The sequence below is a fragment of the Paenibacillus sp. FJAT-27812 genome (genome assembly GCF_001273905.1).
GTDB lineage: Bacteria > Bacillota > Bacilli > Paenibacillales > Paenibacillaceae > Pristimantibacillus.
Genome location: NZ_LIGH01000001.1, coordinates 1,267,474 through 1,286,213, shown reverse-complemented (window position 1 = coordinate 1,286,213; position 18,740 = coordinate 1,267,474). Strand labels below are relative to the sequence as shown.

At 47.7% G+C, this 18,740-nt stretch carries 14 protein-coding genes; 10 read left to right on the top strand and 4 right to left on the bottom strand.

Annotation, left to right across the window (positions count from 1 at the left end; genetic code table 11):
• Positions 1-17: 17 nt before the first annotated feature.
• The 4 genes from ADU23_RS05415 to ADU23_RS05400 all read left to right on the top strand — a co-directional run bounded on the left by ADU23_RS05415 (position 18) and on the right by ADU23_RS05400 (position 6,700).
• Positions 18-1,535, top strand: coding sequence for a sugar ABC transporter ATP-binding protein (locus tag ADU23_RS05415; protein WP_053372811.1), 1,518 nt, complete (start codon positions 18-20; stop codon positions 1,533-1,535).
• A gap of 30 nt (positions 1,536-1,565) precedes the next feature.
• Positions 1,566-2,582 carry a galactose/methyl galactoside ABC transporter permease MglC gene (gene mglC, locus ADU23_RS05410; RefSeq protein WP_053372810.1) on the top strand — a complete coding sequence of 339 codons (1,017 nt, stop codon included), beginning with the start codon at positions 1,566-1,568 and terminating at the stop codon, positions 2,580-2,582.
• A gap of 634 nt (positions 2,583-3,216) precedes the next feature.
• Positions 3,217-4,209: an O-antigen ligase family protein gene (locus ADU23_RS05405; protein ID WP_197286040.1), complete on the top strand. Its 993-nt coding sequence runs from the start codon at positions 3,217-3,219 to the stop codon at positions 4,207-4,209.
• 373 nt (positions 4,210-4,582) lie between these two features.
• Positions 4,583-6,700: an S-layer homology domain-containing protein gene (locus ADU23_RS05400; protein ID WP_053372808.1), complete on the top strand. Its 2,118-nt coding sequence runs from the start codon at positions 4,583-4,585 to the stop codon at positions 6,698-6,700.
• A 92-nt stretch (positions 6,701-6,792) separates the two neighbouring features.
• Here the strand turns inward: ADU23_RS05400 and ADU23_RS05395 are convergent, their stop codons facing one another.
• Genes ADU23_RS05395 through ADU23_RS05385 form a run of 3 tightly spaced genes read right to left on the bottom strand, consistent with a single transcriptional unit; the run spans position 6,793 to position 9,133 of the window.
• Positions 6,793-7,638 (bottom strand): Cof-type HAD-IIB family hydrolase, encoded by an 846-nt coding sequence (locus ADU23_RS05395; protein ID WP_053372807.1) that lies wholly within the window; start codon positions 7,636-7,638, stop codon positions 6,793-6,795.
• 56 nt (positions 7,639-7,694) lie between these two features.
• Positions 7,695-8,144, bottom strand: coding sequence for a hypothetical protein (locus tag ADU23_RS31980; protein ID WP_157265630.1), 450 nt, complete (start codon positions 8,142-8,144; stop codon positions 7,695-7,697).
• Between the two features lie 23 nt (positions 8,145-8,167).
• On the bottom strand, positions 8,168-9,133 hold the full coding sequence (locus ADU23_RS05385; protein ID WP_053372805.1) for an aminotransferase-like domain-containing protein: 966 nt from the start codon (positions 9,131-9,133) through the stop codon (positions 8,168-8,170).
• A gap of 127 nt (positions 9,134-9,260) precedes the next feature.
• Between ADU23_RS05385 and ADU23_RS05380 the strand changes: the two genes are divergently transcribed.
• The 3 genes from ADU23_RS05380 to murI all read left to right on the top strand — a co-directional run bounded on the left by ADU23_RS05380 (position 9,261) and on the right by murI (position 12,760).
• On the top strand, positions 9,261-9,728 hold the full coding sequence (locus tag ADU23_RS05380) for a RidA family protein (protein ID WP_053372804.1): 468 nt from the start codon (positions 9,261-9,263) through the stop codon (positions 9,726-9,728).
• 177 nt (positions 9,729-9,905) lie between these two features.
• A complete protein-coding gene (locus tag ADU23_RS05375; RefSeq protein ID WP_331459223.1) occupies positions 9,906-11,798 on the top strand; it encodes an LTA synthase family protein in 1,893 nt (630 codons plus the stop codon).
• A 164-nt stretch (positions 11,799-11,962) separates the two neighbouring features.
• Positions 11,963-12,760, top strand: a complete 798-nt coding sequence (gene murI / locus ADU23_RS05370) for a glutamate racemase (RefSeq protein WP_053372803.1) — start codon at positions 11,963-11,965, stop codon at positions 12,758-12,760.
• Positions 12,761-12,900: 140 nt separating this feature from the next.
• Here murI and ADU23_RS05365 read toward each other — a convergent pair whose 3' ends face one another.
• On the bottom strand, positions 12,901-13,677 hold the full coding sequence (locus tag ADU23_RS05365; protein WP_053377478.1) for an exodeoxyribonuclease III: 777 nt from the start codon (positions 13,675-13,677) through the stop codon (positions 12,901-12,903).
• Between the two features lie 298 nt (positions 13,678-13,975).
• On the opposite strand from ADU23_RS05365, the gene ADU23_RS05355 reads away from it, so the two are divergent.
• The 3 genes from ADU23_RS05355 (at position 13,976) to ADU23_RS05345 (ending at position 18,619) form a co-directional block, all read left to right on the top strand.
• Positions 13,976-15,733 carry an ABC transporter ATP-binding protein gene (locus ADU23_RS05355; RefSeq protein WP_053372801.1) on the top strand — a complete coding sequence of 586 codons (1,758 nt, stop codon included), beginning with the start codon at positions 13,976-13,978 and terminating at the stop codon, positions 15,731-15,733.
• Positions 15,730-17,490: an ABC transporter ATP-binding protein gene (locus ADU23_RS05350; protein WP_053372800.1), complete on the top strand. Its 1,761-nt coding sequence runs from the start codon at positions 15,730-15,732 to the stop codon at positions 17,488-17,490. Before ADU23_RS05355 ends, ADU23_RS05350 begins: the two co-directional genes overlap by 4 nt.
• 670 nt (positions 17,491-18,160) lie before the next feature.
• Complete coding sequence (locus ADU23_RS05345; RefSeq protein ID WP_053372799.1) at positions 18,161-18,619, top strand: hypothetical protein; 459 nt, start codon at positions 18,161-18,163, stop codon at positions 18,617-18,619.
• The last annotated feature ends 121 nt before the right edge of the window (positions 18,620-18,740 follow it).

Here is an 18,740-nt window from a genome sequence, read left to right as displayed (position 1 = left end):
TAAAAGGAGGCTATACAATGGCAAAGCAGCATCCTTATTTGCTTGAAATGAACGGGATAACAAAGACGTTTCCAGGTGTCAAAGCGCTAGATGATGTAACGCTAAAGGTACGTCCCGGCACAGTTCATGCTCTTATGGGAGAGAATGGTGCAGGCAAATCTACATTGATGAAATGTTTGTTTGGCATATATAAGCCGGATGCCGGCGAGATTTTTCTGGATGAACAAAAGGTTGAAATTAAAAACTCAAAAGACGCATTGAACCATGGCGTTTCCATGATCCATCAGGAGCTGCACCCGGTGCCGCAGCGCAGCGTGATGGAAAACATTTGGCTTGGCAGATTTCCGGTAAGAGGTTTTCCTCCATTCCGGTTCATAGACCATAAAAAGATGCACCGAGACACGGTGGCGTTGTTCGAGGATTTGAATATGACGATTGACCCGAAGCAGCTTGTCGGCGAATTGTCGGTATCCAAAATCCAATCGCTCGAAATTGCCAAAGCGGTATCGTTTAATTCGAAAATTATCGTAATGGATGAGCCAACTTCATCGCTTACCGGCAACGAGGTCGAGCAGCTATTCGCTATCATTAACAAGCTGCGGGCGCGGGGCGTCTCCATTATTTATATTTCGCACAAAATGGAAGAAATATTGCGCATTTCCGATGATGTAACGATTATGCGCGACGGTAAATATATCGGCACTTGGCCGGCTCCCGAGCTGACCATTGATACGATTATTACGCGTATGGTGGGCCGTGATCTATCGGATCGGTTCCCAGAGCGGACGAACAAGCCAGGCGAGGTCATGCTGAAGGTGGAAGGATTAACTTCGCCGCACGCGCATTCCTTTAAAGACGTTTCGTTCGAGCTTCGCAAGGGAGAAATCCTTGGTGTTGGCGGGCTTGTAGGCGCGCAGCGTACGGAGCTGGTTGAGGCTTTGTTCGGGCTTCGTTCCGTTAAGTCGGGTGCGATTTATAAAAATGGCAAACCGATCACGGTGAAATCGCCTATTGATGCGAAGAAGCACAAAATCGCCCTGCTAACAGAAGAGCGGCGGGTCACCGGTATTTTCCCCGTATTGTCGGTTATGGAAAATACCGCAATCGCCAATCTGGACATGTACCAGAACCGCTTAGGCTTCCTAAACGAATCGAAGATGAGGAACGAAGCGGCGAAGGGCGTCGAGAAGTTCAAGACCAAAACGCCGTCAGTCGATCAGCTTATTCGCAACTTATCGGGCGGCAACCAGCAGAAGGTGCTGCTGGCACGCTGGCTGCTGACAGATCCGGATATTTTGCTGCTGGATGAACCGACGCGGGGCATCGACATTGGCGCGAAATACGAGATTTACAGCATTATTATCGAGCTGGCGAAGCAAGGCAAAAGCATCATCATGATTTCATCGGAAATGCCCGAGCTTATTGGCATGTCGGATCGCATAATGGTGATGTCGGAGGGACGCTCAACCGGCATACTGGACGGAGAATCAGCAACCGAGCAAAGCATTATGCGGCTAGCGGCACAGACGGGTTAATGATGAAGGATTTAAGGAGGCTTACGACAAATGGACACAGCTAAAGGCTTAAAGATAAAACACGTTTTTTCGCAAAACGCAATTTGGATCGTTCTTATCGCATTAATTTTGGGAATCGCAATTATTGATGCCAACTTTTTGTCTATAACGACGCTCAGAGATATGCTGGTGCAGTCTTCTACGAGGACCATTATCGCACTAGGCGCCGCTTTTGTACTCATTACCGCGGGCACTGACTTATCGGCAGGGCGTGTAGTCGGCCTCACTGCGGTCGTATCCGCATCGATGCTGCAAATGCCTGATTACGCCAGCAAGTTTTTCCCTAACCTGCCGCAGCTGTCGATCATTATCCCGATCGCAATTGCGATTATAGTGGGGTTGTTGGTCGGGCTTCTAAACGGCTTGATCGTAGCAAAGTTTAACGTACCGCCGTTCATAGCGACACTCGGCACGATGGTCGCGGTGTATGGGATGAACTCGCTTTACTTCGATTTGCCGCCCAACAACTCGCAGCCGATCGGCGGCTTGCGCAAGGATTTCACCGAGCTTGGAACAGGCGCCATTGGCGGCGGTCAATTCTCGATCCCGTATATCGTTCTAATTGCTATATTCGTAGCGTTCATTGTATGGGTCGTATTCAACAAAACGCGTCTTGGCAAAAACATGTACGCGATTGGAGGCAACATTCAAGCCGCTCACGTATCCGGCATTAACGTTGCTCGCAACCTGATGTGGATCTATGCCATTGCCGGCGCTTTGTATGGCCTGGCTGGCGTGCTTGAAGCAGCGCGCACAGGCGGAGCATCGAACAACTACGGCAATATGTACGAGCTTGATGCCATCGCAGCATGTGTAGTCGGCGGCGTGTCGACGACAGGCGGCGTAGGCAGAGTAAAGGGAATCATTGCGGGTGTGCTCATTTTCACCGTTATCAACTACGGTTTGACCTTCATCGGCATCAACCCGAACTGGCAGCTGATCATCAAAGGTTTGATCATCGTCGTTGCCGTAGCGTTTGATATTCGCAAATACGTTGCGAAGAAGTAACGCAAGCAGGAATAAGGAAGTAGGAGCTGTCCTCAAGGTCGATGACCTGGGGCGGCTCCTTTTTTTGTGGCGTAGAGGGGATATTAAATATTTGTCGAACTAAGTATAGCCAATAATTTACTATAGATTTGGAGCGAGCAGGATGGCCGGTTCGATTGTTTATATCATATTGACGTTGTTTTTTCTCGGTGGTGCTATTTACACGGGGTATATCGTAGAGCAAGCCTTTCTAGTGGTAAATGCGTTCATTTACATAGGTTTTTTTATTGTTTTAATCTATAAAAGATCCGTGACCGTTACTTGGCTGCACTTGCCGATCGGACTGTATGTAGCTTGCTATTGGGTTGCTTGTATAAACGCTGTTGATGTTGAGACCGCCGTATTAGAGGCATCAAGGGTATCGAGTTTGATTCCGTTGTCTTTAATGGTAACGATGCTATCGCGCGAGAAGTTGGCTAAGCTCCTATTCTTATGGCCGTGGATAGGCTCCTTTTTGGTATTTATCGGTATTTCTTTTCAATTGGAACGAGAGGGTAGACTGGAGTCTACTTTGCAATATGCCAATGTCCTCGCGCTTATTCTTTTGGTAGGCATTCTTATGAGTATGCTTTCTTTCGCGAAGGCGCCATCCAAGGTGCAGCTCATCTTATTAACGATTAACGCAGTTGGCTTGCTTTTAACCTTCTCTCGTTCAGTATGGATATTGTGGCTTATTTCCGCAGTAGCGGTCCTTCTTCTTATCCCGCAATTACGAACAAAGAAATCAATCGTTTATATGGCGGGTTGTCATCTAGCGAGCCTAATTATCGCCATGGCTATCAAGCAGGATGTATTGTTTTTCCTAAACCGTGTGGCGAGTATTCAAACCAAAACATTAGAATTTCAAATCCGCTTGGTGTATTGGAAAGATAGCTTCCAGATGTTCATGGATTATCTGTGGGGAGGAACAGGCGGAGGCGGTTGGGCGGTGCTTCAACATGCGTATCAATCTCAGGAGTATTTTGTCAAATTTATTCACAATCACTATGTTCAAGTATTTTTAGATATCGGGCTCATAGGCGGATTATGCTGGTTAGCTCTTATCGCTGTTTTTGTGAAAAATGGACTCCCTCTTTTAAAGTCAGCTAGCAGCACACAAGATGTTGAAAACAAAGGATTATTTATTTTCATAACAGTGATGCTCTTGCATGCGGGCTTTGATTTTGATCTAACATTTCCTCTAATGCTCACTTTGCTGGTTAGTCTCATGCTCCTCATGCCTCAGAAAGTAATGGCGTTAGAAGTAAAGAGGGTTAAGCTTATTGCCGCTGGTACGGTTGTCATTCTCGTTGCTTTCTTCTTTGGCAGGATGGCTGCCGGCTACCATTGGAAGGAGCAAGCAGTGAGAGCGGTGCGGGCAAATGACTTGGTTTATGCACAAGAACAGCTCAAGCGTGCAGAGAGAGCCGTTCCATGGTCGAGTTCGGTCTTATATGAATCTGCCAAAATATATGTTCGGATGGGCAATGGCTCAGGGGACTCTAGCCATTATGAGAAGGCTGAAGGAGAACTGTTGAAGGCTAAGGGGATGGTACCCGAGCAAAAGCTGTATAATGACTTGTTGGAATCTATCAATAAAAACGAGTAAATGAATATTTTGCTAATTACCTAGATTTATACAGATAATCTGTATAATAGAGCAGGTTTTGGACGCAGCGGCAATGCATTCGCACCAAATGCCCAGCTAACACACGATGAAAGCGCGAAAGCGATTTACACCTTGCTAGTCAAATAAATGGTAAAGAAACGGGAACCTGCGAGGGTTCCTATTTCTTTTTCCTGCTGTGAATAAATGCAGAAGGCATTGAATCCTGATTGAGTTCAATTTTGTATGAATCTGTTAGAATAAATAGATTAATGAAAATAATAAGTGTATAAAGTCATATAAACCTAGATACAGATAATCATTTTTGATAGAATAGAATAGTTATGTTAAAAATTTCAAAAAAAGGAGTTTATCTATGAACAAGCTATTCCGTAAGAAGTTTAGTGCTTCTGTAGTGACATTGCTGCTGATGTCTATGCTGATGCCAGTGCTTTCCCATGCAGCTGCCTACATTGGATTTGATTACAATGAAAAAAACGGCGTTTTATCAGGGGGAATTTATACAGCCGATCCTGATAACGTGACGGTGGAGAGAATAGACGAATCGGGTAAGGCGACTCCCATATCCGGAAAAGTGTCTGTAAATGCTAGTACGCAATACGATGATAACAATACACCATATAAATGGGTGGGATATAGCGCGTTTGTTGGATCAGATACAACGAAGGAGCTTAAGATAACGGAAGGCAAGGATAAGAAGGAGCTTGTAGTTTCTAAAGGCGCTGCCGGATCCTTTTATTATGAAGACGAAACGGTTGCTTTGGATCTGTATCGGATGAGAGCTGCAGAATATCTTTCCGGGAAAAAAGAGAATTCTTACTTAAAGAGCGGTGATAAGCTCTTTACGTTCACACCAGAAAAGTCGGGCTATCAATTCATTCAAGTAGAGCTGCCCCAAAATAACGAGCTAGGAGCCAAAATTGATCGCTTGGCAGTTGTTCCAACAGATTTTGTATTATCGAATAATAATATTAATCTAATTGCATATGCATCTGAAGTGCAAGTAGATTCCTGGTACGATAGCGAACTACAGAAAGTGGTATATAGCGATCATATATTTACTTTGAGATTTCCGGTTGCATTGACTAAAGGCGAGACCTATGAATTGCAGCTGTCCAGCTCCAGCAGCGGAAATGAAATTATGCTGCCATCGTCTAACCAAAAATATAAAGCGGTTTTGCGATATGGAAACCAATCGAAATTAAATAGCTTGGAAACAGGAGCAGAGAGCTATTATTTCACAAGCGAAAATCTGACAAGATTCAATAACATTTCCTTTACTGCTGAATCAACTGGTCCAACTGGCCCAACCGGCCCTCCTCCAACTGGTGGACCTGGCGGTGGACTTGTCATCGAAGATCCTAATAAAGACAAACAAGTAATCAGCGCAGATAGTCTCAAAAATGGAAAAGATGGCGTCGTGACAGTAGCGATTTCCAAAGACAAGCCTCAGGTTCTGTTGCCTATTAAAGCGGCAGAAGCGGTTGGCAATAACAAGCTGCAACTGGACAGTGAGGATCTAAGCGTAGAAATTCCAACAATGGTACTGGCGAAGCTTCAAGCCCTATTGCCTGCTAGCCAGCTCGAAGGTGCTCAAATCTCATTTGATTATAAAAAGGTTTTGGACGCAGCAGCAGCTGATCTGTTAAGCAAAGCCAAAACGCAAAGCGGTGCGGATGTGAAGGCGGCAGGCGATATTTATGACTTCTCCTTGTCCGTTGTAACAAAAGACGGCAAAACAACCGTGTTAAGCCAATTTGACGAGCCTATTACCATTAGCTTGAAAGCAGCTGCAAATCATAATCCAGCATGGGTTGGCGTGTATTATATCGCCGATGATGGAAAGCTGGAGTATGTAGGAGGCAAGCGGGTTGGCAATGAGCTCAAAGTAGCTATTCATCACTTCAGTAAATATGCGGTTTTGGAATATAACAAAACCTTTACGGATGTGGCAGCTGATTATTGGGCAGCCGCTATCATTAAAGAGATGGCAGCCAAGCATATTGTGCAAGGCGTAAGCGCGAATCAGTTTGCTCCGCAAGCCGATGTAACACGTGCCGAGTTTGCCGCACTGCTCGTTAGAGCGCTAGGTTTGAAAGCGACTGGACCAGCAAGCTTTGCGGACGTGAGGGGAAGCGCATGGTACGCGGAAGCAGTAGCTGCTGCAAGCGAGGCCGGTATTGTGCAAGGTAAAGATGCTGCAACGTTCGCTCCAAACGCGAAGATTACACGAGAAGAAATGTCCGCTCTATTAGTACGGGCATACGAGCATAAAGCGGGCAGCAAGCTAGCGGCAGGCGCGGAAGCGAAGTTTGCGGATCGCAGCAAAGCTGCGGAGTGGGCGCTCGCTTATATCGACACTGCTTATGCAGCAGGCTTCATTGAAGGCCGCAGCGGCAATGCATTCGCTCCAAAAGCCCAGCTGACACGCGCAGAAAGCGCGAAAGCGATTTATACCCTGCTAATCAAATAAAAGATAAAAGAACGGGAACCTGCAAGGGCTCCCGTTCTTTTATTTATATGGGTGGTCTTTTGATTGAGGGCACTCTGCTTGCAGCAATCGATTTAAGCTCTGCCGCCAGTCGCCTTATAAATATATGCAGCAACGCCATCCTCATCGTTGCTGTCTCCTACTAGCGTTGATCGTTCGATGAGCGCGGGATGCGCGTTAGCCATAGCGACCTTGGTTCCAGCAGCTTCAAACATCCCCAAATCGTTCAGGTTATCTCCGAAGACGGTTATTTCCTCTGGCTCGCATTTCATAAGCTTGGCCCACTCCAGCAGCCCTTCCTTCTTATTTGCCTGGCTATGGCTAATTTCCAAAAAGTAGTGGTTCTCTATGTATTGATCCTTCATGAGGTGGATGTGGACCTGATCACCGAACGTTTCCTGTACCTTTTCCTTTAAGGGTTCCAATTCTTCAAGCAAACCAATATAGGTGACGATAAGCGTACGATAAGCAGCGGGGCACTCAAGCAACGGGATTTCTGCAAAGCGGGGATCATTAGGGCGGCTTTCGAAAAACTTCAAGTCCCCGGTCCGAAGCAATTTTTCGTGCAGTACGCGTTCTTCGTCTTCTTCATCCAGCGCAAATAAAAAAGGGAGCAGTCCGTGCGCTCTTCCAAGTCCAATAATTTCATTCGTCGTTTTGATATCGAGCCAATGCCCGCCTAGCACCTTCAAAGAAATCGGATCAAATATAACGGCTCCATTATACAAAACAATGGGGTATTTCCACGGAATGACGGAAACGATTTTGTTCGAGCTCATATAGCTTCTTGCCGTCGCATAACTGATGATGACCCCTTCGTTCAATGCGCTGCATAAGACGTTAATCGTATAGTCGGACAAGGTTGCATCCGATTGCAGCAGCGTGCCGTCGAGATCGGTAAGGAAATGTTTATTCGCCAAAAGAAAACGCCTCCCAGGTTCAGCCGATTTAATCACATCGTTCTAACTTTATTCTTTTATTCTATCCGAACTTGAGCAGGAGAGGGTGTAGCTTCGGACCATGCTTTCGCAAGTATGCGAATGCCTCGTTCGATGTCTCCTTCCGTCATACCTCCAAAGCCCAAATAAAGCTTCGGATCGTCGCCAGCCTTAACAGTGGAATCCTGTGATGCATAGACTCGAACGTCTTCGGCGGCAGCCAGCTCAATTAGCTCATTGGCGCTGCGGGCCGTTTTGACGGTTATTTCAAGATGAAGTCCGGCAGAATCGCCGTTGATTTGTACATTTTCAGACAAGTGGGCTTCAATGCTGGCTTTAAGCCTTGCATGCTTCTTCCGATAGAGATGGCGAATTTTCCGGATATGCCGGTACCAATGCCCTCGTTCCATAAACAATTGCATAGCCCACTGATCGATGCGTGACGGACTGGTAAGCGCGTATTCTATGGTTGGCAGCTTGTCTATCAATCTTATGGGGAGAACCATATAGTTCATTCGCAGGGAAGGGTGAACGCTTTGGAAAAGGTCCCGATATAGATGACATTGCCTTGCTCATCCAGCCCTTGCAGGGAAGGAATGGTTTTGCCGGAGTAGCGGAACTCCCCATCATAGTCATCCTCAATCAGATATGCGCCGCTGGAGGCAGCCCAGTTAAGCAGCTGCTGCCTTAGGGAATAAGACAAAGGACTTCCCGTGGGACGATGTGATGGCGTGAGATAGAGCGCGGGTATGCGCTTCTCCTTCAATGCAGCAATCAAATGCTCATGGCTGTTAAGCGGAACCGGGACAACGTTGAAATGATGCTGCTGAAAAATAGCCCTAACCTGAGCGATGCCGGCTTCCTCTACCGCTATCGTAGTGAAACCTTCTAACAGCTTGGAGAGAACTTGAACGCTGTAGGAGATGCCTGAGCCGATGATGATCTGTTCGGGCAAGCAGTTGACGCCTCTAGAATGCTTCAAATACTGGGCTAGCTGAAAGCGCAAGCCGTGCTCGCCTTGCGGGTCGCCATACTGATGAACGGAGCTAATATGAAGGGAGAGGGCATCATGAAGGACGGATTTCCAAGGGCGAACCGGGAAGGATTCCCCGTCTACCGCGAGCAGGCTGAAATCTAGGACCTGTCCATTATACCGCGGCTGTGGCGTTGAATGCCGATGCGAGCGATCCTGAGCCGCAGCTTTCTGCTTAAGCTTCCCCGCAGCAGCAGGCATCACTTGTGGATTAATGACAAATAGGCCGGCACGCGGCTTACTATATACGTAGCCTTCTTCCAGCAGCATATGATATGCGGTCTCGATTGTCGTTTTGCTAAGCTTCGTTTGCTCTTGGAGAGAGCGGATAGAAGGCAATTTTGCTCCATTTTGCAAAAAGCCATCCTGTATAAGTCCACGAATATGCCGATATAGCGACATGTACAGGGGTCCTTTTTCATCTCCAGAAAGTACAATATCCATTGTTTGCCCTCACAATCTGACCTTTAAATTTAATGAAGATCTGATCCTTTTGCAGAGGTCAAACCTAGTATAAACTTTGGCATAAGCTTACATCAACAACAGAATATAAATCGAAAGAAGGGGTAATATGTCTCAAGTAGAAGGAATCACTGAAAGAAGGCTAACGGAACTCGGAATTGTGCTTCCCAAGGCAAGCCATCCAGCAGCCCAATACACGAATTGCGTATATTCAAACGGACTGCTGTTTGTTTCCGGCAAAGGACCAACCGACTCGGTTAAGGGAAAGCTGGGGCAGCAATTTTCTACGGAGGAGGGGTATCAATTCGCTCGGCAGGCGGGGATTGAGGTGCTTGCAGTACTCAAAAGCGCTTTGATGCACTTGGATAACGTGACGCGGGTGGTGAAGGTTCAAGGTTTCGTAAATGCCGACCCGAGCTTTGAAGAGCCTCATAAGGTGCTTAACGGCTTCTCGGATTTAATGATAGAAGTATTTGGCGACAAGGGCATCCACGCCCGGTCCGTACTGGGAGCGAGCTCCTTAAGAGATCAATTGCCCGTCATCGTCGATTGTATATTTGAAGTTAAGCCTGTGTAATCCTTGTTAAAAAAATGCAAGAGTTTCGTTTCCTAATTCGATTCCTTTTTGTTTCCTATATTAGCCGTTGCATTTGCCTTCATATTGCCTTAACATTAATGCTTAAGTAAGCCGTCATGTCTTGACGGTTTATTTCTATTTTCTGAGCAAGCGTTGATCTCTAAGGAGTGAAGGATCTTGAAGCTTATATCTACACGTTACGAGTACGACAGGTCGCCGTTTATTTTATTATTCGTTATGCTGATGCTGAAAATGCTTCTGTTCCGCCAATTCGTCTTTAACGGCATTCAGGCGGATCGCCTGCTGGCAGATGCGGCGGCTGTGCTAACCTTATTGCTGGTAGTTGACCTCATAACTTCGGCGAGATGGAGAGGGACGGTATTGGGAATTTTGAATGCGGTGCTGTCGCTTCTCCTTTTCGCTTCAACCATATATTTTAGCTATTATGGAACGGTTCCGACCTATACGGCGCTGCATGGACTGGACCAGGTGCTGCAAATTCGGACGAGCGTAGGTTCGATTGTCCAAGTGAAATATTATTTATTTTTTGCTGACGTGGTCGTATTTGCTTTGCTTTATATCGTTAAGCTTGTCCGGGGGACGCGCAGCGATGGGCGAAAGCGCGTAGCGAGGCCAATGGTTGCAGGTGTTGCTGCACTGCTCTGCGTTGCCGTTTCGGGCGGCTACATCTGGTCGGGGAGCTCGATCCCAAATGAGATTGTACAAGCCGAAAACCTAGGTTTTTTAGATTATCAGGTAGCGGCTGCGATAAAAGCGAATCAGGTGCAAAACGCGATTAAAAACGGAAGTATGGAAGAAACGGCTGCGAGCGCCGAGGCGCTTCAAGGCTCTTATTTTGACCAAGCCGGGGCTGCTGTGACGGCGGGCACGCCAAGCTATTATGGCTTCGCCAAAGGGAAAAACGTCATTGTCGTGCAGATGGAGGCGTTCCAAAACTTTGCGATTAACCTATCGGTCGGCGGCCAAGTGGTCACCCCGACACTGAATCAGCTTGCGAAGGAGGGCTTTTATTTCCCTCATTTCTTCCAACAGATCGGGCAGGGCAACACGTCGGATGCCGAGTTTATGTCCAACACCTCGATCTATCCGACCGGCGATATGGCGATGTCCACCGGTTACGGCGACAGAGTCGTGCCCAGCTTGCCGAGATTGCTTGGAGACGAAAGTTATGCCACGAACACGTTTCATATTAACGATGTAACGTTTTGGGATCGCAACCGGATGTATCCTGCATTGGGCTTTGCGGCATACTATGATAAGCCTTCTTTTAAAAATGACCATTTTAATTCCTTTGGCGCCTCAGACGAGGAGCTGTACCGGGTCGGATTAGAGAAGCTTCAAGCGCTCGATCAGCAAAATAAGCCTTTTTATGCGCAGTTTGTAACGGCATCCAGCCATCATCCGTTCAAGGTGCCGAGCGAGCTCCAGCGGATTAAGATGCCGGAATCGCTGCAGGATACGCAGCTGGGCGATTATTTAACAGCGATCAATTATACCGATTACGCGCTCGGGAAATTTATAGATGGACTCAAAGCAAGCGGCATGTGGGAAAATACGGTGCTGGTCGCATACGGCGATCACTCCGGGCTGCAGGCGAAGGATAATGATCCCGCATGGGTCAGCGAGCAGCTGGGCATTAAATATGACGGACAAGTCAGCCGCTTCAACATTCCGTTATTTATCCATGTGCCAGGCGCAGAGGGCAAGGTCGTTGATCAGGTAGGCGGTCAAGTGGATATCATGCCTACACTTTCAAATCTGCTAGGCATATCGCTCAAGGATAAAGGCTATACGGCTTTTGGCCATGATTTGCTTAATACCAGCCAAAATGTAGTCGGTATGCGTTACTATTTGCCGACGGGATCATTTTTCAATAACGATATTTTGTTCGTGCCCGGCAAGGGATTCGAGGACGGCACGGCCATCGATATTAGAACGAAGGAGCCCGTAGCGGATTTCAGCAAATATCGCGGGGACTACGATTATATATTGGAACTCATGAAGTTTTCGGATGAATATGTCCGTCTGCTGCCGAAGCGAGCGCCTTAAAAACAGCCATGCGCCTCTTGTCCTTTAGGACGAGGGGCGCTTTTTTCTTAAAGAAACAATTATAAGCTTTAATGGAAGGTGGGAATGAGTTAAGATGGAATTAGCTCTATCCGAATATTCTATTTCATTATTCTATTTCACTAAACGTAAGGAATCGATGAGACATGCGAATTGGTTTTTTTGATTCAGGGATTGGCGGACTTACCGTGCTGGCGGAAGGGCTTAGAAGGCTCCCTGACAAGGATTTTCTTTATATGGCGGACACGCTTCATGTTCCCTACGGCACGAAGCCGAAGGAAGACGTGAAGGCGTATATTTTCGATACGGTTGGAACGATGATGAAAGAGGGAGTGGACGCGTTAGTTGTAGCTTGCAATACGGCAACCAGCATTGCGATTACAGAGCTCAGAGAACGTTATTCGCTTCCGATCGTAGGCATGGAGCCGGCTGTTAAGCCTGCGGTGGAGATGAACCGTGCAACGGGCAAAAGAGTGCTCGTCTTCGCAACGCCATTAACGCTGCAGATGCCTAAGTACTATGCGCTCGTCTCTCGCGTGGATGATATGGGGATCGTGGACTCACTGCCGCTTCCGGAGCTTGTGCATTATTGTGAAGCTTTGCAATTCGATAAACAAATTATGAATGAATATTTTAGGTCAAAGCTCTCTAATTATGATTTGAATGATTACGGCATCATTGTGCTAGGCTGCACGCATTATCCGTTCTATAAGGATATTTTGCGAGAGCTGCTTCCGGCCCACATCGAAATTGTGGACGGGAATGCCGGAACGGTGAAGCGCCTGCAAGCCTTGCTTAGCCGCTACGGCATCGCCGGGGGCGGCGGAAGCGGGAACGTTCAATTTATGTGTTCGGGCAACGAGCCTGCGTATATCGATAAAATGCAGACGGCGCTAGCGTACTTGCGCGAGAAGGAAGCCTTGACTGAGACGCTCCCCACTTAACCATTCAAATAGGCGGACAACGCTCAAGCTTGAGTGTTGTCCGCCTATTTTGGTGCAGCCACTTCGAATAAATAAAATGATTCAAGCAAAGGAGCCCGCATGAAAAGAAATCTGTATTCGTTTTTTGCAGGGTAGGCTGCCTATTTCGAAACCTCAGCTTGAATATCTTCCATCAGAAGCAGAACTGGGCAATGGTCGCTTCCCAAAATATGAGTATCGATCTGCGCATCGATAAGCAGCGGGCTAAGCCTTGATGATGCTAGAAAATAATCAATTCGCCACCCAACGTTCCGCTCGCGCACCTTCGGCATGTAAGACCACCAGCTGTACACATCTGCACGATCCGGGTACAAATGTCTGAACGTATCGAGGAAACCAGCCTCCAGCAGCTCCGTCATCTTGCCTCGTTCTTCTAACGTAAAGCCAGAGTTGCCTAGATTCGGTTTCGGATGCTTCAGGTCGATCTCCTGATGCGCGACGTTCAAATCGCCGCAGACGAGTACGGGCTTCAAGGAATCCAGCTCCTGCAAATAGCTGCGGAAACGGTTCTCCCACTCGATTCTATAATCCAGCCTCGTAAGGTCGCGCTTGGCATTAGGCGTATATACCGTGACGAGGTAGAAGCTGTCGAACTCAAGCGTTATGACACGCCCTTCGGGCTCCGAATTTTCTTCAATGCCGTAGTGCACCGAAATGGGCTTGATTCTTGTGAACACCGCAGTGCCGGAATAACCTTTCTTAATCGCATAGTTCCAATACTGGAAATACTCCTCGCCCAGCTCCATGCTGATTTGGCCGTCTTGCAGCTTCGTCTCTTGCAGGCAAAAAATATCTGCGTCTGTTTCTTTGAAGTAGTCGTAAAAGCCTTTGGTGACGCATGCTCTAAGTCCGTTTACGTTCCAGGATACCAGCTTGATCATCATTTATCTCCTTGCGTTTTCTATCGTTTATTTACTAGTTTAGCATAAAGGAGTTACTATGTTCGAACTAAAAACATATCTAGCCAAGTCTCGGAAGGGCATTCGATTAGAATTCGGAACAGATATAAAGGTATATGGGAGAGTGTATAAATACGAGCGGGAAAAGCTACATATGGATATGGATGATGACACATCTTCAATCGCATTGAACAGTGTAAGCTTCATATCGTTAAGCGCTAACATGATTAAATAGAATCACCTGTTAACTCTAGTTTTAGGCAGGAAGGGGAAGGACATGAGCAAGAACAAGAAGACGAATTCGTTAAGCCACTATAAACTAATGCTGAGCCGTTATCTTCTTCCTCGGAAGAAGTCATTGTTTGCGCTGGCGCTGCTGCTTTTTTCCTCGATTGGACTGCAGCTGATCAATCCGCAAATCATCCGGTATTTTATTGATACCGCCCAATCGGATAAAGCGCTGCAGCCGCTCTATTACGCAGCCGCGCTGTTTATAGGATTCTCGTTAATCCAGCAGCTTATTTCTGTTGTTGCAACCTACGTGAGCGAAAATCTCGCTTGGAGAGCGACGAACCAGCTGCGCGGCGATCTTGCCGAGCATTGTCTAAAGCTGGATATGTCATTTCATAAATCGAACACATCGGGATCCATTATTGAGCGTGTCGACGGGGATGTTAACGCCCTCGCCAACTTTTTTTCCAGCTTCATTATTCATTTGGCAGGCAATCTGCTGCTTATGCTGGGCATCATCATTTTATTATTCCGTGAAAATGCGCTTATCGGCGCAGGGATGCTCGTATTTGTTGTGTTCGCTATGCTTGTCATTCAATGGATTCGCAAATTCGCAGTGCCGGTATGGGCAAAATGGCGCCAAATCAATGCTGAGTTTTATGGCTTTATCGGCGAGCATCTGGAAGGAACGGAGGACACGAGGGCGAACGGTGCGACCGGCTTTGTCATGAACCGTTTCTATTCGCTGCTGCGCCGGATGCTTCCGCTGCGGAGAAAGGCGTTCCTCGGTTTTTCCTCGATGTGGATCACGACGATTATCGTGTTTGCGCTGGGCAACGCGATGGCATTCGCCATTAGCGCGTATCTTTGGAAGGCGGGCAGCCTCTCCATCGGAACGGTCTATCTAATCTTCTATTATACGGAGCTGTTAGCGAAGCCAATTGAAAAAATCCGGACGCAATTCGAGGATTTGCAAAAGGCTGACGCCAGCCTGCTGCGCATTCGGGAGCTGCTTGCTACGAAGCCGAGAATTGAGGATGGGCCAGGCGCTAAGCTACCATCAGGACCGCTGGCGGTAGAGCTGGACGGTGTCACCTTCGGATATGACGACTATCCGACACTCGAGGAGCTGCAGCTTCATTTGAAGCCGGGAGAGGTGCTGGGGCTGCTGGGGCGGACAGGGAGCGGGAAGACGACGCTTGCTCGTCTGCTGCTTCGTTTCTATGATCCGCAGCAGGGCAGCATTAAGCTGAGCGGAACGGATATTAAGGAGTGCAAGCTTATGGAGCTTCGCTCGAGAGTTGCACTCGTCACGCAAAATATCGAGATTTTGCAAGGAAGCGTAAGGGATAACCTGACCTTCTATGACGAGAGCATAGCTGATCAGGACATCATCCTCGTACTGCGAGAGCTTGGACTTCGCAGCTGGTATGAATCGCTGCCTGAAGGATTGGATACGCCGCTCGCCTCGGGCGGAGGCAGCCTGTCGGCGGGAGAAGCGCAGCTGCTTGCTTTTGCGAGGGTATTCCTTACGAACCCGGGTCTCGTCATACTCGACGAAGCCTCATCTAGGCTTGATCCGCTTACCGAGTATCGGATGGAGCAGGCAATTAGCAAGCTGCTCAGCGATCGCTCCTGCATCATTATTGCACATCGTCTCACTACGGTGCAGCGTGCTGACCAGATCGTTATTTTGGAGCAAGGACGCATCGTGGAGAGCGGGCAGAGGCTCAAGCTGGCTTCCGACCCGGGATCGAGGTTTAGCCAAATGCTTGCGGCTGGACTAGAGGAGGTGCTGGCATGAGCACGTTTTCGTATATGTGGCGTTTAATATGCTACCGCCCCGCGTGGTACATCACCAATGCGCTCGTCTGGACGGTTATTTATTTAATGCCGATTTTTCCGGGACTTATTACAAAAGCTTTTTTTGATTCTTTAACAATCGAATCGGCTGCCGGCTATGGCACATGGGGACTGATTGCCCTGCTGATAGGAGCTGCTCTTGCCCGCAGCGCTACGGTGCTGATCGGATTTATAACGGATGTGAACTTCCGGTTCCGGATGGGCATGCTGCTGCGCCGGAACCTGCTAGAGCATATTTTGAAGGAGCCGGGAGCAAGAGCAATCCCTTGCTCGCCGGGCGAGGCGATCAGCCATTTCCGAGACGATGTTGACCAGTCCGAGGAAGCGGTTAGCTGGTCCGTCGATGTATTCGGCATGACCTGCTTCGCGCTCGTATCCTGTTTTATATTGATACGAATTGATGCGCAAATGACGCTGCTTGTCTTTTTGCCGCTAGTAATCGTCGTGATCGCGGCGCAGCTGGCGACGACCAGGCTGCAGAAGTATCGTTCGGAGAGCCGTGAATCTACGGCAAAGGTGACCGGGGCGATTAGCGAGATGTTCGGCAGCGTCCAGGCTATTCAAGTAGCTGGCGCAGAGAAACGCGTAATGGCACGCTTTAGAGAGCTGAACGACAATCGCCGCAAAACGATGCTGAAGGATAAATTGATGACCGAGGTGCTGGATTCCATCTTCTCCAATTCGGTGAATCTTGGCACGGGACTCATTCTGCTTCTTGCCGGCCAGAAAATGCGCGGCGGAGAATTTACGGTAGGCGACTTCTCTTTATTTGTCTACTACCTGACCTTTGTGACGCAGTTTATTTCGAACTTCGGCAAGTTTCTGACCTATTTCAAACAAATGACCGTTGCCCTGCTTCGTCTGACGGGCATTTTGCAAGGAGCTCCGGCCCAGGTGCTAACGGTTGCAAATGACTTGCATCTGCGTGAGGATGCCTCTGATGCAGCGTCTTCTGTTCCGCCTGCCAGCGAGCGGCTTGAAAAGCTGGAGGTCAACGGACTGTCGTATACGTACCCTGAGACCGGCAGAGGGATTGCTTCTGTAGATTTGATGCTGAAGCGCGGCTCATTCACTGTAATTACAGGTCCGATCGGCTCCGGCAAAACGACGCTGGTGCGGGCGTTGCTTGGGCTGCTTCCGCAAGATAGCGGGACAGTCCGCTGGAACGGAGCTGAGGTGAAGGATGCCGGATCGTTTTTTGTGCCGCCGCGGAGCGCTTATACGGCACAAGTGCCTAGGCTTTACAGCGACACGCTGCGCGAAAACATATTGCTAGGCCATCCGGATAAGGAGGGTCAGCTGGCTAGAGCGCTCCATACGGCGGTGCTGGAGGACGATCTCGTGCATTTCCAAGAGGGACTTGATACGGTTATCGGTCCACGCGGCGTGAAGCTGTCCGGCGGTCAGGCACAGCGAACGGCTGCGGCGCGCATGCTGGTCCGTGACAGCGAGCTTTACGTATTTGATGACCTCTCTAGTGCGCTGGATGTAGAGACGGAGCAGAAGCTATGGGCTCGCCTATTCCGTGAACGCGGCGATGCGACATGCCTTGTTGTCTCACACCGCAAGACAGCCCTCGCGCAGGCTGATCATATTATCGTGATGAAGGATGGACGCGTCGAGGCGGAGGGAACGGCTGAAAGTTTGCTTGCTTCGAGCGAATCGTTTCATAAGCTTTGGCATGGTGATGAGAGCTAGCATATTGCTTTTTGATAAATAGCTTAGTATGACAGGAGCAGCCGAATCGAGTATTTCGGGGCTCCTGTTTTTGCTTTTTGAACGTTCAATAACGAACAATTGGATACAAATATCGAAGAAACTCAAGCGGATGCAAAAGGGATTTATTTTAAGAAAACAATAATAAGAAACCTTTTAATAATAATGATAATCGTTATCAATAATTGATAAAGCATTTAAGAAGAAACTGTAATTAATGTTTATTTGTAAATAAAAAATAAATTATCGAGAATATAATTTAAAATAACAATTGTGATTGTATTTAATTATAAAAATAAAAGAATCAAAAAACGATAGAACAACTATTTAAAAAATAAATAATGCCGTTTATACGATTGACATAATTTAGAGTATAACTATAAAATCAAGCTGTCGATGGGCGATGTACACGTTATCGATTTTCTGAAGAGAAGAGGCGTGCTGCTTGCAAAGGCTGGCATAGGCTTCTGCCACAGAAATTTTTTTGCAACTTAGATGATAATGATAATCATTGTCTTCATGCATACTTTTTTCTGTGGACGATATCCGCAAAGTAGAAGGGAGGAATAGCGTCACTCTTATCGGACGGAGCAATCATCGTATTTATTTGCAAGAACATATTCTAAAACCATTATAGGGAGTGTTGATCACTATGTTGCGTTCGCAAAAATCTTTCAAGAAAACGATGTTTCTTATGCTGCTCACTTTCGTATTTGCTCTAGCGATGGCGGTACCGGCTTCGGCTGCTGCTCAAAACCTGCAATTCCTTGATGAGAATGGAGCTTATTCTACCCATGCAAGCGCGTTTATCGACAGCGCTGATGTGACAGGCTCTGCTGGCAATTATACCGTTACGATTAAGCTGAAAAACACATACCCTCCGTTCCCAACGATTCCAGTAAGCTACGGCTTCCTGAACGTGGATGTTAACGGTGCGCCTGCTGGCGATGGCACATACGAAGTATCGGCAACCAAATCGGTTTCCGGCGGCTTCACTTACTTTGTATTCAGCGGCGTAAACAACCTCACGGATAACCTGCCGGTTGAGCTGCAAGTTAATGCTGGAGGATTCCACAACACAACGTACAGCCTGTTCATCGATTGGCTTTAATTAGATAGGAGCTGCTGAGTAAGCAGTTGGCAGACAGGCGAAGAGCGGTCGGTAATTTACCGACACGCTCTTCGTTTGCGCGATTATCGGCGGCTAAGCCCGTACGATTGTCGCCATTATT